10 protein-coding genes, 1 tRNA gene and 1 pseudogene are annotated in these 14,281 nt (G+C 66.4%); 6 read left to right on the top strand and 6 right to left on the bottom strand.

Annotated elements, in window-relative coordinates:
* Positions 1-30 precede the first annotated feature (30 nt).
* The 4 genes and pseudogenes from F5544_RS00175 to F5544_RS00190 form a co-directional block, all read right to left on the bottom strand.
* Positions 31-1,482 (bottom strand): annotated as a pseudogene (locus F5544_RS00175) (FtsW/RodA/SpoVE family cell cycle protein); the annotation flags it as partial.
* On the bottom strand, positions 1,482-2,981 hold the full coding sequence (locus F5544_RS00180; RefSeq protein WP_167471288.1) for a PP2C family protein-serine/threonine phosphatase: 1,500 nt from the start codon (positions 2,979-2,981) through the stop codon (positions 1,482-1,484). The gene F5544_RS00180 and the pseudogene F5544_RS00175, both read right to left, overlap by 1 nt.
* A complete protein-coding gene (locus tag F5544_RS00185) occupies positions 2,978-3,445 on the bottom strand; it encodes an FHA domain-containing protein FhaB/FipA (RefSeq protein WP_167471289.1) in 468 nt (155 codons plus the stop codon). Before F5544_RS00185 ends, F5544_RS00180 begins: the two co-directional genes overlap by 4 nt.
* Positions 3,446-3,648: 203 nt before the next feature.
* On the bottom strand, positions 3,649-5,025 hold the full coding sequence (locus F5544_RS00190; protein ID WP_167471290.1) for a DUF3662 and FHA domain-containing protein: 1,377 nt from the start codon (positions 5,023-5,025) through the stop codon (positions 3,649-3,651).
* A gap of 224 nt (positions 5,026-5,249) precedes the next feature.
* On the opposite strand from F5544_RS00190, the gene F5544_RS00195 reads away from it, so the two are divergent.
* Positions 5,250-5,332, top strand: a tRNA-Leu gene (locus F5544_RS00195).
* 615 nt (positions 5,333-5,947) lie between these two features.
* Here F5544_RS00195 and F5544_RS46125 read toward each other — a convergent pair.
* A complete protein-coding gene (locus F5544_RS46125; protein ID WP_275107076.1) occupies positions 5,948-7,555 on the bottom strand; it encodes a WD40 repeat domain-containing protein in 1,608 nt (535 codons plus the stop codon).
* Positions 7,507-9,801, bottom strand: coding sequence for a hypothetical protein (locus F5544_RS00220; protein WP_167471291.1), 2,295 nt, complete (start codon positions 9,799-9,801; stop codon positions 7,507-7,509). The genes F5544_RS46125 and F5544_RS00220 overlap by 49 nt, the downstream gene beginning before the upstream one ends.
* A 338-nt stretch (positions 9,802-10,139) precedes the next feature.
* Here F5544_RS00220 and F5544_RS00225 point away from each other — a divergent pair, with 338 nt between their 5' ends.
* From F5544_RS00225 to F5544_RS00245, 5 genes are all read left to right on the top strand, one after another.
* Positions 10,140-10,937, top strand: a complete 798-nt coding sequence (locus F5544_RS00225) for a helix-turn-helix domain-containing protein (protein WP_167471292.1) — start codon at positions 10,140-10,142, stop codon at positions 10,935-10,937.
* 102 nt (positions 10,938-11,039) lie between these two features.
* On the top strand, positions 11,040-11,219 hold the full coding sequence (locus F5544_RS00230) for a hypothetical protein (protein ID WP_167471293.1): 180 nt from the start codon (positions 11,040-11,042) through the stop codon (positions 11,217-11,219).
* A 98-nt stretch (positions 11,220-11,317) separates the two neighbouring features.
* Positions 11,318-11,875, top strand: coding sequence for a MauE/DoxX family redox-associated membrane protein (locus F5544_RS00235; protein ID WP_275107002.1), 558 nt, complete (start codon positions 11,318-11,320; stop codon positions 11,873-11,875).
* 16 nt (positions 11,876-11,891) lie between these two features.
* Positions 11,892-12,425: a hypothetical protein gene (locus F5544_RS00240; protein WP_167471295.1), complete on the top strand. Its 534-nt coding sequence runs from the start codon at positions 11,892-11,894 to the stop codon at positions 12,423-12,425.
* Positions 12,422-14,278, top strand: coding sequence for an ABC transporter ATP-binding protein (locus F5544_RS00245; RefSeq protein ID WP_167471296.1), 1,857 nt, complete (start codon positions 12,422-12,424; stop codon positions 14,276-14,278). Before F5544_RS00240 ends, F5544_RS00245 begins: the two co-directional genes overlap by 4 nt.
* Positions 14,279-14,281: the final 3 nt, after the last annotated feature.

The following is a 14,281-nucleotide window of genomic DNA, read 5'->3' on the forward strand; positions in this document are numbered from 1 at the left end:
TTCCGCGTGATTGTTCTCGGACCTCGTCGGCCGCTTCAACAGTTCGGTCGTCGCATCGGTGATGGAGGAGGCAGGCTCCTTCTTGCGTACCGGCGCCGGGGCGCGGGCCGCATCGGAGATTTTGATCAGCAGGGCGAGCAACGCGTAATTGGCCAGCAGCGACGAACCGCCGTACGACATGAACGGGGTGGTGAGGCCGGTCAGCGGAATGAGTTTGGTGACGCCGCCGACCACGACGAACAGCTGGATCGCGATGGTGAAGGAGAGCCCGGCGGCCAGCAGTTTGCCGAAGCTGTCCCGCACGGCGAGCGCGGTCCGCAGGCCGCGCACCACCAACACCAGGAACAGCACCAGCACCGCGGCCAGCCCGATCAGCCCGAGTTCCTCACCGATGGTGGCGACGATGAAATCCGTTTTGGCGAACGGCACCTTGTTCGGCCTGCCGCTGCCGAGTCCGGTGCCCGCCAACCCGCCGGTGGCCAGGCCGAACAGCGACTGCGAGATCTGATAGCCGGTGTTGTTGTAGTCGTCGAACGGGTGCAGCCAGGTCAGCGTGCGCACCCGGACATGGCTGAATGCCTGATAGGCGAAGAAGTATCCGATGGCGAGCAGTGCGCCGCCGACGACCAACCAGCCGACCCGCTCGGTGGCGATATAGATCATCACCAGCACCGTCGCGAAGATCAACAGCGAAGTGCCGAGGTCTTTTTCGAAGACGAGCACGCCGACGCAGACGATCCAGACCACCACGATGGGTCCGAGATCGCGGGCGCGCGGCAACTCCAGTCCGAGCACGTGCCGCCCGGCGGCGGTGAACAGCTCCCGCTTGGACACCAGCACCGAGGCGAAGAAGACGATCAGCAGGATTTTCGCGAATTCGCCCGGCTGCACGCTGAATCCGGGCAGCCGGATCCAGATCTTGGAGCCGTTGGTCTGTGAGTAGGAGTCGGGCAGCAGCGCCGGAATCGTCAGTGCGACAAGGCCGATCAGCCCGAGGGTATAGCTGAACCGGGCCAGCGTGCGGTAGTCGCGCAGCACGATCAGCACGACACCGAATACGACGACGCCCAGCGCGGTCCACCAGACCTGTTGGTTCGCATCGGGATTGGGCATCGGCAGCGAGTTGAAGACGGCGTCCTGCTCATCGGCCAGATCGAGGCGGTGGATCAGCACCAGGCCGAGCCCGTTGAGCAGTGCGGCGATCGGCAGCAGCAGCGGATCGGCGAACGGGGCGAAGCGGCGCACCGCCAGATGCGCCACCCCGAACAGGCCGAGATACGCGCAGCCGTATTTGGCTATCTCCCAGGTGATCTCCTGCTCCTGACTGGCCTCGACCAGTATCAGCGAGATGGTTGTGATCACCGCGGCGCCGCCCAGCAGCAGCAATTCGACATTGCGGCGGGTGGACGGCGGCGGCGCGGGAGCGAATCCGCCCGGGGGACTGGGAAAGGCCCCAGCGGACGGTGGTGCCGGAGCGGACATCAGTCCGTCACCCGGCAGTTCTCCCCCTGCTGAGCTTGGGGATTGGCCGCGGTGGTCGGGGCGGCCGGGCTCGGCGTCTTCACATCGGCCGGGTTCGGCGTGGGTGACGGTGTCGGCGCCGGATTGGCCGGCGGCGCGGCCGGTTCACTCGGTGTGCCCGGCGGTGGCGGCGGAACATTCGGCGGCGCAACGGTGCTCGGCGGCACCACACCGGGCTGCGGCGCCACATCGCGCGGCGGGCACGGCGGCAACAGCTCGCGCGAGAGCGCGCGCATCGATTCCTTGGCCTGGTCGAGCGAGCCGGGCGGCAAACCCTTGTCCACCTGATCGCGGCCGGTCTGCTTGAGGTCGGACTGCTTGAGCGCCTTGCAATTCGGCGGCATATCCTTGCCGGGCTCCACCAGCGTGATGTCGCCGGACCGGCTGACGCAGCCGACGATATCCACATCGTGGATGGAGTAGCCGAGCACCGAACCCGGCAGCCCGCGCAGGATCACCACCTGGCCGTTATCGGCGCCGACGTAGTAGTAGCTGCGAATGGTGCGGTAGCCGACCAGAAGTCCCACAGCAACGGCGATCACCAGGGCGAGCCCCAGCAGGATCCACCGGAGCTTGTGGGACTTACTTTTTTCCGGCGGCTCCGGTGCGGCGACGGCTCGGCGCGGCGGTGTCGCGCGCGGTGGGCGCATGGCGGCCGCGCGTCCGGCGGCGGTATTCGGCGGCGGAGTGTCCTCGTCCTGACCGGAGGCGGCGCCCGCGACGATCGGATGACTCTGGCCGTAATCGAGATCGATCACATCGGCGACGACCACGGTCACGTTGTCGGGGCCGCCGCTGCGCAGCGCCAGCTCTATCAGCCTGTCGGCGCATTCATCGGTGTTGCCCTCGCGCATGGTGTTGGCGATGGTCTCATCGCTCACCACATCCGAAAGTCCGTCCGAGCACAGGAGATAACGGTCACCGGCGCGGGCCTCACGCATGATCAGCGTCGGCTCGATCTCGTTGCCGGTGAGCGCGCGCATGATCAGCGAACGCTGCGGATGGGTGTGCGCCTGCTCCGGGGTGATTCGTCCCTCGTCGACCAGCGACTGGACGAAGGTGTCGTCGCGGGTGATCTGCGTGAGCTCACCGTTGCGCAGGAGATAGGCGCGTGAATCGCCGATGTGCACGAGCCCGAGTTTCTTGCCCGCGAACAGGATTGCGGTGAGCGTGGTGCCCATGCCGTCCAGTTCGGGTTCTTCCTCGACCTGGTCGGCGATCGCGGCATTTCCGGCGCGCGTTGCGACATCGAGCTTTCCGAGCAGATCGTCACCCGGCTCGTCATCGTCCAGATGGGCAAGCGCGGCGATCATCAACTGCGAGGCAACCTCGCCCGCCGCATGACCACCCATGCCGTCGGCCAATGCGAGAAGCCGGGCCCCCGCGTAAACGGAATCTTCGTTATTGCCTCGGACGAGACCGCGGTCGCTGCGCGCTGCGTAGCGGAGAACAAGTGTCACGATCGCAGCTCGATCACTGTTTTGCCGACACGGACAGGGGTGCCGAGCGGAACCCGCACGGCGGTGGTGACTTTCGCACGATCGAGATACGTGCCGTTGGTGGAGCCGAGATCCTCGACATACCAATCGTCACCGCGCGGTGACAACCGCGCATGTCTGGTAGAGGCGTAGTCATCGGTGAGCACCAGCGTGGAATCGTCCGCGCGACCGATCAACACCGGTTGGGTGCCGAGCGTGATCCGCGTGCCGGCGAGTGAACCTTGAGTCACCACAAGATATTTGGCGCCCTTCTGGCCTCGGCTGAAGGAAGGCAGCACCGCGGAACCGCGTGCGGCCCTGGGCTGGATCCGGATGCCGGATGCCGCGTAGATGTCGCTGCGCAAAGTCCGCAACACCGCCCACACGAACAACCACAACAGCAGCAGGAACCCCGCACGGGTCAATTGCAGGATCAATCCCTGCACGGCGCTCCACCTCCTGTTCGACGTGTACGTCGGTGCCGTAGGTGCGGTTCGACCCACCCCCACCAGCCTGCTGGTCTTTTCGGCCCCGAGCATGGTGCCGCGTTGGCAGCATCATAGGGCCGTTGGTCGATTCCGATCACGATACGACCGCAGAATCCCTGTCCGCCATGTCGTGACCTGCACTGCACCGCGAGCTTACGGGATCAGACGATACGGATCAGGATCTCGGAGTGTCCGGCGCGGATCACATCCCCGTCGGCGAGCTGCCAATCCTGCACCGGCGAACCGTTGACCAGCGTCCCGTTGGTGGAACCCAGATCGGACAGCATCGCCGTCTGGCCGTCCCAGCGCACCTCGATATGCCGGCGCGAGACACCGGTATCGGGCAGCCGGAAATGGGCGTCCTGCCCACGGCCGATGATGTTGCTACCCTCCCGTAGCTGATACGTGCGGCCGCTGCCGTCATCGAGCTGCAGCGTCGCCGAATAGCTCGAACCGGCCTGCGGCGCCTGCGCGTAAGACGGTGCGCCATAACCGGGTTGGGCGCCATAGCCGCCGCCCTGCTGGGAATAGGCCTGCTGGCCATAGCCCTGTTCGTCGCCGTACGAGGAATTCGGGTCGGCGTAGGTCTGCTCGCCGTAGTTCGGGTCCGCGTAAGCCTGCTGGCCGTAACCCTGTTGGCCGTAGCCCTGGTCGGCGTAGCCCTGCTGCTGACCGTAGTTCGGGTCGGCGTAGGCCTGGTTCCCGTAGCCCTGCTGGCCGTAACCCTGCTCGGCGTAGCCCTGCTGGCCATAACCCTGCTGCTGGCCGTAGCCCTGATCCGGGTAGCCCTGCTGGCCGTAACCCTGATCGGCGTAGCCCTGCTGGCCATAACCCTGCTCGGCGTAACCCTGCTGCTGGCCGTAGCCACCCTGCTGGTAGTCGTAGCCGTTCTGGTAGTCGCCATACGCCTGCTGCGACTCGGGAGCCCGATGATCGGCCGCACCATACTGGCCACCACGACCGTAATCCTCGCGGTACGCACCGTTCTGCGGACCGCGTCCAGCGGGCGGCGGCGCGTACCCGCGGTTGCGTGGATCGGACTCCGCGGGCTCACGACTCGGGTCGTAGCCTGAGTTCTGCGTCATGGGGCCAGCTCCTGGTTGCGGGTTAGCGGGTCGTTGTCGCGGGGGTTCCGGGCTGCGAGCCGGGCCGGCTCGGCGGCCGACATCGGGATCGACCCGACCGCTCGCCCTGAACTGTCCGGTGTGCAGCGTAGGGGATGCCTCGAATTCGACGAGCACTTCGCCATAGGTCTGCCATCCCTGATCTCGGATGTAGTCCTGTAGGTGCTTGGCGAACGCACGCGTCGTGAGGTCCTCGTCGGCATCCAGTTGCTGATAATCGGACGAGTTGATGGTGATCACATAGTGGTTGGGCGCCAGCAGATGCCCGCCACCCACATCCTCGACGTGGTCGGCGGCCTCGCGCTGCAGCGCCGCCTCCACCTCCTGCGGCACCACATTGCCACCGAAAACCCTGGCGAAAGCATCACCGACGGCGCCCTGAAGGCGACGCTCGAACCGTGAGACGATGCCCATCTCGGCCTCCCTTCGGTGAGCGTCTCATCTGCTTTATAACAACGACACGCGGACATGGCGTGTCGCGTCTCGAGCACGTTCATTGCATGATATCCACGATCCTCCACACCTGTAACTCTTGGCGAGCACGGCGGGTTCCCCGTGCCGCCAGCATCCTTGACGGCCCTGGTTACGAGGCGATTTCGTTTCTCACCAACCTGCGTGATACTGTCTCCCAGTCGCTCGGGCGAGTGGCGGAATGGCAGACGCGCTGGCTTCAGGTGCCAGTGTCCTTCGGGACGTGGGGGTTCAAGTCCCCCTTCGCCCACTCGATCGAAGGCGTGTCCAGCTCGGCGGGCACGCCTTCGCTGTGTTCGATCATCGTTGTTTTTTGTGGGGGCCAAGCCCCCACGCCCCCGGCCGGGGGCGTGCCCCCGGACCCCCGTTTCGGTGGTCACCTTTTGTTGTGGTGTTGCGTACCAGGGTGTTTGGCTTTTTCGCTTCCCTCGATGGGGTTAGCCCTCGTCTCGACCGGTGGGCTTCGGTTTCTGGGACTTTCCATGGTGAGTGGATTGGGTGGGGGAGTGGGCTCGAGCACAGGTGGGCTCTTTTGTGGGGTTCGGTCTGTTTTGTGGCTTTGGTCTGGCTGGTTGGATTCCCTTCCTTGTAATCGCTTTCGCGTCGAAATCTCTTGATTCGGGGGCGAAGCTCGGGAGGGTGGTTCGGCGCTGAGGGGGCGTTCGAGGGGTGGCGGTAGGCGACGGTTAAGGGGTGGTCGGCGAGATGGGTTGTGGGGCAGTTGATTTCGGTGGCAGTGGTGTGTGACCCGGGTCGGTGAGGGGCGCCAAGGTGAGACGGTCGTTTGGCTGACCGACGATCTGGCTGGTTTGTGTCTCTGGAACGGGTTGTTTTGCGAGGCGGTTTTCTGACCGGCGAATTCTGCCTAGCAGGGAGGGGTGTATGGGAGTTCTGGGATGTAGTGGTGCCAGAGGTCGGGGGTTAGGGCGTTTTGGGTGGTGGCGCAGATTCGTTGGGTGGCGGATTCTGTGTTGTCCGTTGACAATTCGATGGTGCGGTCTAGGCCGGTGCTGGCCAGGGTGTGGCCGTCGGGGCTGTAGGCGGCGCTGAGGATGTGGGCGGTGTGGCCTGCGGATAGGGGTTGGCCTAGGGCGGTGGTGTGGTCGGGGTCGGTGATGTTCCACATTCGGAGGGTTTGGTCGTAGCCGGCGCTGGCTAGGGTGTGGCCGTCGGGGGTGAAGCCGACCCAGCTGACCTGGTCGGTGTGGCCGGTGAGGGGGTTGCCGATCATGGTGGGGTGGGAGGGGGTGTCGAGGCGCCACAGTTGGATGGTGTGGCCGGCGCCTGCGGTGGCGAGTATTTGTCCGTTGGGGTGGAAGGCGGCCCATAGGAGGCCGTCGGTGTCGCTGGTGACGATCGGGTCCAGCGGTTTGGGGTGGGATGGGTCGGTGGTGTTCCAGAGGCGGATTTTCTGGTCGTTGCCGACGCTGGCGAGGAGATGGCCATCGGGGCTGAAGCCGATCCAGTGGACGAGGGCGGCGGCTCCGGAGACGGTGGCGAGGGGGGTGGGGTGTGCGGGATTGCCGATGTTCCACAGCTGGATCGTGTTGGGGGCGCTGTCGATTGCCAGTATCGGTGCGGTCGGGCTGAATGCCACCGCCTCGACGGAGTCGTCCTGCCCGCCGGGGATTGTCGCCCGAAGTTGGGGATTATCCGGGTTTTCGACGTTCCACAGGTGGGCGGTGTGGTCGCGGCCGGTGGTGGCGAGCAGGTGGCTGTCGGGGCTGAAGGCGACTCCCGCGACGGTTGCGGTGTGGTCGGTCGGGAGGGGACCTCGTGGGCCCGGGCTGGTTGGGTTCTGAACATTCCACAGGCGGGCGGTGTGGTCTTTGCTGACGCTGGCCAGGGTGCGTCCGTCGGGGCTGTAGGCGAGGGCGTCGACGACGTCGGTGTGCCCGGTGAGTGGGTGCGGCAGATTCCACAGGCGGACGGTGTGGTCTTCGCTGGCGCTGGCGAGGGTGTTCCCGTCCGGCAGGAAGGCCACCGAGGTGATCATTCCGGTGTGCCCGACGAGGGGCGGTCCCAGCGCTGCCGGATGGGTCGGATCCGAGACGTTCCAGAGCCGGATGACGTTTTCCGCGCCACCGGTCGCCAGAATGCGGTCGTCGGGACTGAACGCCACCGTCAGCAGGGTGCTGGAGAGTCCGATCAACGGGGGAGCGGCCGCTACGGTGTGCGCTGGGTCGTGCACGTCCCACAGCCGCACGGTGTTGTCGTCGCCGACGCTGGCGAGGGTGCGTCCGTCGTGGCTGAACGCGACCGCGTAGATGACGGCATTGTGGTCGGTCAGTGGCTCTGTCCACAGGGTTGGGCGCTGTGGATCGGTGACGTTCCACAGCCGGATCGTGTGATCGTGACCGGCGCTGGCGACCGTACTTCCGTCGGGGCTGATCGCGGCCGATGCGACGGAATCGGTATGGCCGATCAGCGGGGGCCGAGCGGCGTCGCCCGCGCCGGGTCGGATACGTCCCAGAGTTGCAGTGTGTGGTCGTAGCTGGCGGTGACCAGTTTTCGGCCGTCGCCGCTGAAGGACACCGAGAAGACATAGCCGTGGTGACCGGTCAGCGGCGGCGCCCATGGCACGGGGCGCGCTGGGTCGGTCACATTCCACAGCCGGGCCGTTTCATCGCGGCTCGCGCTGGCGAGCGTATGTCCGTCGGGACTGAAAGCGAGCCAATAAACCCAGTTGGTGTGCCCGGTAAGCGGTGGGCCTACTGCGCGGGGCCGCCCGGGCTGGGATACGTCCCACAGCCGGATCGTGTTGTCACCGGCGCCGGTGGCCATCGTGTGACCGTCGGGGCTGAAGGCGACGGCGTATACCGCATCGGTGTGCGCCGTTATCGCCGTGGACAATGCGACGTTCTGGGTATCGATCAGCGCTGTGGCCGTGTCGGCGGTGGGATTCAATTGGCGGGCAACCAAATCGAGCTGTGCGGCCAGGGCGGAGTCGTGTCCCTTTATCTGGTTGGCTTCGGCGAGCACCTGACCGGATACGGCGCGGTCGCGTTGCGCCCGGGCGGTGGAACGTTGTTGGAAGGCGACGACCGCCGCGCCGGATGCGACCACGGCCAGGACCGTCAGCAGAACGATCGCTGCCCGGCGGAGCTGGACACGGTGCTGTTCCTGTCGCGTCGACACGGCGAGGAATTCGCGGACGTGCTCGCCGAGGAGCATGTCGTCGCCGTGGTTGCGGACCCATTCGGTGGCGGCGGTGAGACGGCTGCCGCGATACAGGATGCCGGGGTCGCGATCGTCATGGATCCACGCGCCCGCCGCCTCCAACAGCTGATGGTGGGTGCGCAATCCGGCACGGTCGCCATCGAGCCAGCCGCGCAATCGGGGCCACGCCTGAAGCAGCGCCTCATGGGTGATTTCGACCGAACCGGCGTCGAGGGTGAGCAGCCGGGCTCGGGCGAGCGCCTCGATGAGCGGGCCCGCCTCGGCGGGCAGCGCGCTCCTGGCCACTCTGCGTTTGGTGTCCTCGGTACCGTCGCCCAGCGCGACCAGTCTCAGCAATGTGGCGCGCAGGAGGCGCTGCTGCTCCGGCGACATTCCGCTGTAGATCGTCTCCGCGGTCTGTGCCAGCGCGTGCCGAATACCGCCTGCAGCTTCGTAACCGGTCAGCGTGAGGCTGTTGCCGCGGCGGCGACGCCAGGTCTCCCGTAGGGCGTGGGAAACCAGCGGCAGAGTGTTCTTCTGCCCGGCGGTGTCGGCGATGATCCGAGCCAGCAGCGCGCCCTCCACCGCGCACTGCGCGTCGGCCGCCGGTCGCACGATGGCCCGGCGTAGTTCCTCGGTGTTCATCGGGCCGACCAGGAGCTGGGCGTCGCGCAGTGCGTCGACCAGCTCGGGATGCTCGGAACAGCGAGCGTAGAAATCGGCTCGCACGCCGAGCACAATTCGGCTGCGGCTGTTGGCGGCTCGGGCGGCGGCGAGTAGGGCGGTGATGAAAAAGTCGCGCTCGCGGGGGTTTTCGCAGAGCGTGAACAACTCTTCGAACTGGTCGACGATGATCAGGAGATCGGCGCCGTCGGTGCGGGCCGCCAATGCTTGCAGCACGCTGACATGCAGAGCGCGCGGGTCCTCGGTCAGCTCCCGGTGCAGGGTCGCGGCGGACATCCGCCCGAATGCGGCCAAGTGGGCGGAACATGCCTCCAGCGGATGCGGGCCGGGAGTGAATAACAGTGTGGGCCACGGGGGTACACCGCCCTCGGCGTCGCCGGAGCTGATCCGCGGCAGCACACCCGCGCGCAGCAGCGATGACTTTCCTGAGCCCGATGCTCCGAAGACGGCGAGGAAACGCTGCTGCCGTATCCGGGTCACCGTATCGTCGGTCAGTCGCTCGCGACCGTAGAAAAGGTGGGCGTCTTCGGGCTGAAAGAACGCCAAGCCGACATACGGACACGGCTGCTCGTCATCGGTTGCCGCGTAGGCGACCAGATTCGCCTCGGCACAAGCCGATTCGGCGGCCAGCTCATGCCAGCGGGACTCCCACCTCTCGGTATCGCCGCCGCAGGCCCGGACATAGGCCAGCGTGACCGCCAGGCTCGGTAGCTTCCGTCCGCTTGCGGCATCGGCCAGCGCCGACGCCGAGAACAGCGCCTCGCGCGCGAGCTGCCGATATGGCGGGCTCCCGGCCTTTTTCCGCAGTTGTCGTAGGTCGATGGCGAATTGGGCCAACGCCCCCTCGCCCTCGATCGGCTGCTCGGTTCGCGGCATGGACCCCCCTCGCCGGATCGATCCGTGCAATCGATTCTCCAGAGGCCCTTGTTCATTGTCCAGACATCAACGTGGACAAAGGATTTGACCTTCGCGGCGGTCGGCTCCGGCCGGCGCCCCGGCCCGGTCGTACCCGTGATTTCGCCTCGAACAGGTCTTTGTTGTCCGCGGCTTGTTGTCAAGCGGCCGCTCGTCGACCGTGGACAAGGGGTTCCGGGCTGCATTGAGCCATGCCGATGCTATCGACAGCGAACACGGATTCCGTGCGATGTACCACCTCCTCCGACTCGACGTGGGAGTGGGCGTTGGCCCGGCCGCATCCGTCTTTATCCCCTGGTGTGCGGGGCTATCGGGGATTCCGGCTCGATCTCGGGAGGGAACGGCAACGCTGGGATGCTCCCGACGGCCTGGTGTCCCTGTGGTTGTTCAACGACGAATTGACGGTATTCCTGGCGGACGGCGGATATCGCGGCCGACTCGTCGGTCATGCGATGAGCGGACTGCGGACGGGGGTGCGGGTCGCGCGGCACCTCGGCTACCTGGAGGGCGTCGAAGTGCTGCTGGAGCCGTGGGCCGCCTACAGCTTGTGCGCGGTCCCGATGGATCAGTTGGTCAATCGATTGGTGCGGCCGGAGGAAATCCTCGGCAGTCGGGTGCGGATATTGGCGGAGCGGATCGCGGACAGCCCATCGTGGGCCGATCGCTTCGCGCATCTGGACACCGCACTCCTCGGCTGGCTCGAGCACGGCCCGCCGTGCGCACCACAGGTCGAGTCGGCATGGCGCGCGTTGGCCGCGACCGGTGGGATGACGCCGATCCGCCGGCTCGTCCACGAATCCGGTTGGGGATGGCGGCAATTGGACAGCCGGTTCCGCGAGCAGATCGGTTTGAGCCCCAAGACCGCGGCTCGCGTGCTTCGCCTGCGCCGCGCACTGCACCGGCTCGACGCCACCGGGGATGCCGCGGGCACCGCCGCGGTCTGCGGCTTCAGCGACCAAGCCCATCTCTGCCGGGAGATGCGGGCGATGGCGGGCCGCACGCCGCGCCGATATCTTGCCGAGCGCGCCACCGCGACCACCGCACCCGCCTGGGATCGGGACAGCGGCGCGGCGACAGTCACGGTGTCGGATGTCTGAGCCGATCGCGACCGGTGCGAATTCCTTCAATACCTGGCCGAGTTTTACCGGCACTGTCATGGGTGCCACTCAGTCGGCGGAAATCAGATAAGGAGAGTTCTGATGTTGAAGGTAATCGAGGGCCTGGGCGCTTCGCTGCTCAGTAGGTTCGTGCCCGAAATCGAGGCCGCGGCGGCTCACTGCTGGCCGGGACATTGGCCGCACTGCTGGCAGTGCAATAACCGGCCGTGCAATGCCGTGCACTGCGATGACGGCAACGACTACGACATCCAGTGCCTGTAGTCATCGCTTGAATGACCCAGCGAATATCCGGGTCGGGCCGCATACGGCGAGCCGCCAGCGGCCTGGCTCGGGCTGAAATTCGGATGATGGGCGGAGTAATGAATTATCTGGGTATCGGAGTGAGCTGTTCGATCGGAACGATATTCGTGATCTCGGTTGTCGGCAAGATCGCGAGCCCGGGCTCGCTGGCCGCGTTCACCGCGTCGGTGCGGGATATGCGGGTGCTCCCCCCGTCCATGGCCCGGCGGTCGGCTATTTCCGTGGTCGCGATGGAGATCGCGGTATGCGCGCTGCTCGCTGCTCCGTACCGGGAGGCGCGGATGGCCGGATTAGGAATGGCCGCGGCACTGTTGACGATTTTCGCGGCGGCGGTGGTATCGGCGGTGCGTCGGGGGGTGCGCGAGCCGTGCCGGTGTTTCGGTCGGTCGAATACTCCACTGAGCTATTGGCATGGCTTGCGCAATTCAATTCTTGCCACGATTTCGATCATCGGGGCCGCGGCGCTCGCGGCCGATGGTTCCGTGCAATTCGGTGGGGCCTTGTTCGCTGTTCTCGCGGGGATGCTGGCCGGTTTCCTGATCACCGTGCTGGACAGCATTGTCGAATTATTTCTGCCGGTTGCCAAGGTCTCTGGTACCGCCGGTGGCGTTGGATGAAAGACGAGGAGGAATCATGACTTTCCTGCTGTGCGGTGTTGTGCTGGTCGGGCTGTTGTGCGCGCTGGACCTACTACTGACGGTTGGCGTTATCAAGCGTTTGCGCGAGCACACCGATTTGCTATCCAACAGGGACCGGGCCCCGATGATCGGTGTGGGGGAGGAGATCGGCGAATTCGAGGCGTCCACCGTGGACGGCGAGCGGTTGAGCACCGAGCTGTTGGGGGATGAGACCCTGGTCGCCTTCTTCTCGCCGTCCTGCGGTCCGTGCAAGGAGAAGCTGCCGAAGTTCGTGGCATATGCCCGGGCCGCCGAGATTCCGCGACCGGTGGCGGTTGTCGTCGGCGCGGCCCATGAGGCCGAGGAGTTCGTGGCCGCGTTGCGCCCGGTGGCTCGGGTGGTCGTGGAGTCCGCCGACGGCGCGATGGGTACGGCATTCCGGGCACAGGCGTATCCGACGGTGCTGAAGGTGGGACCGGATCGATGGGGCAAGCTGGTGGTCCAGGCCAATCGGGTCGACCTCGATCAGCCTGCGCTGACCAGGTCATGAGCGGGCCGGTACCGGGTGGGCAGCCGACCACCGCCGTCCGGGTCCGGGTCATGGCGGCCGGTCGAATGGCGGTGGTGGCCGCGCCAGGGGTCCTGGCGTTCCATCTGGTGTTCACCTTGATCACCGGGGTTTTGCCGGTAGTCGGTGCGTGGCTCACGACGCTGATGCTGGATTCGATCGTGGCCAAGGCGGGGGCCGATGTCCTGCTGTGGCTGGCCGTGGGGTTAGGCGGGACGAGCGCGGCAACTGCCGTCGGGCCGCAAGTGACGCGATATCTGCGGGCGCAACTGGATCGCGAGGTCGGGTTGGTCGCGCAGGATCGGCTGTTCACGGCGGTAGAGGGGTTCGACGGACTGCGGCGTTTCGAGGATCCACGATTCCTGGACCGCTTGCGGCTGGCCCAGCAGGCAGGCGGCGCGACACCGGGCGCCGTCATCGATGGCGCGTTGGGTATTGCCAGGGCGGTGCTGACCATTTCCGGATTCCTCGGCTCGCTGCTGCTGCTCAGCCCGCTGATCACGGTGATAGTGCTGGCGGCGGGCGTGCCGACGGTGGTGGCCGAATTACGCCTTTCGCGGCGACGCGCCCGCATGCTGTGGGATATCGGCCCGGTCGAGCGGAAGGAGATCTTCTACAGCAGGCTGCTGAGCAGCGTCGAAGCGGCGAAGGAGGTGCGGCTGTTCGGAATCGGCGCATTCCTCCGGGATCGGATGAACGCCGAACGCCGCACAGCGAATCGGGCCAAGCAGCTGGTGGACCGCCGCGAAGCGGGCATCCAGGCGGGCGCGGCGCTGCTGGCCGCGGTGGTGGCCTCCAGCGGCCTGCTCTGGGCGATCTACCAGGCGCTGGACGGCAGGTTCTCGGTCGGCCGGGTGACCCTCTTCGCCGCCGCGGTGGCCGGAGTGCAGGGCGCGCTCATCTCCTTCGCCGGCGATCTGGCACGGTCGCATCAGGCATTGTCGATATTCGACAACTACCTCGCGGTGCTCTCGGCCGACCCGGACCTACCGGTGGCCGACCCACCCCTGGCGCTGCCGGAACTGCGTAGCGGGATCGAGTTCCGGGATGTGTGGTTCCGATACGCCGACGATCATCCGTGGGTGCTGCGCGGCGTGAACCTGCGAGTTCCACGTGGAACCTCACTTGCCTTGGTCGGGGCGAACGGTGCCGGAAAGTCCACGCTGGTGAAGTTGTTGTGCCGGTTCTACGACCCGACCAGGGGCACGATCCTCTGGGACGGGACGGATATCAGCAAGGTGGATCCCGCCGCGCTGCGGGCGCGGATCTGCGCGGTATTCCAGGACTACATGCAGTACGACCTGACCGCCGCGGAGAATATCGGCGTCGGCGATCTGGATGCGTTGCGCGATCGACCGCGGCTCACGGCGGCGGCGGATCTCGCCGGTGTCCATCGGAAGCTGGCGGGGTTGCCCCGTGGATATGACACCTTGTTGTCCCGGGTGTTCTTCATGGAGGCGGATAAGGACAATCCGGAGACCGGTGTGGTGCTGTCCGGCGGGCAGTGGCAGCGGATCGCCTTGGCCCGGGCGTTCCTGCGCGACCGGCGGGAGCTGATGATTCTGGATGAGCCGTCCGCGGGCCTGGACGCATCGGCCGAACATCGAATTCACTGCTCGCTGCGGCGGCATCGCGCGGGACGGACCAGCCTGCTCATCTCGCACCGCTTGGCCGCGGTCCGGGAGGCGGACCACATCGCGGTGCTGTCCGAGGGACGAATTGTGGAGCAGGGCAACCACGCTCAGCTGATGGCGGCCGGCGGGGAATACGCCGGACTCTTCACGACACAGGCCGCGGGCTATCGGGACGCGATCGGTGCGGAGGCGCTCGCGTGAGGC

This window comes from Nocardia arthritidis (assembly GCF_011801145.1).
Classification (GTDB): Bacteria; Actinomycetota; Actinomycetes; order Mycobacteriales; family Mycobacteriaceae; genus Nocardia; species Nocardia arthritidis_A.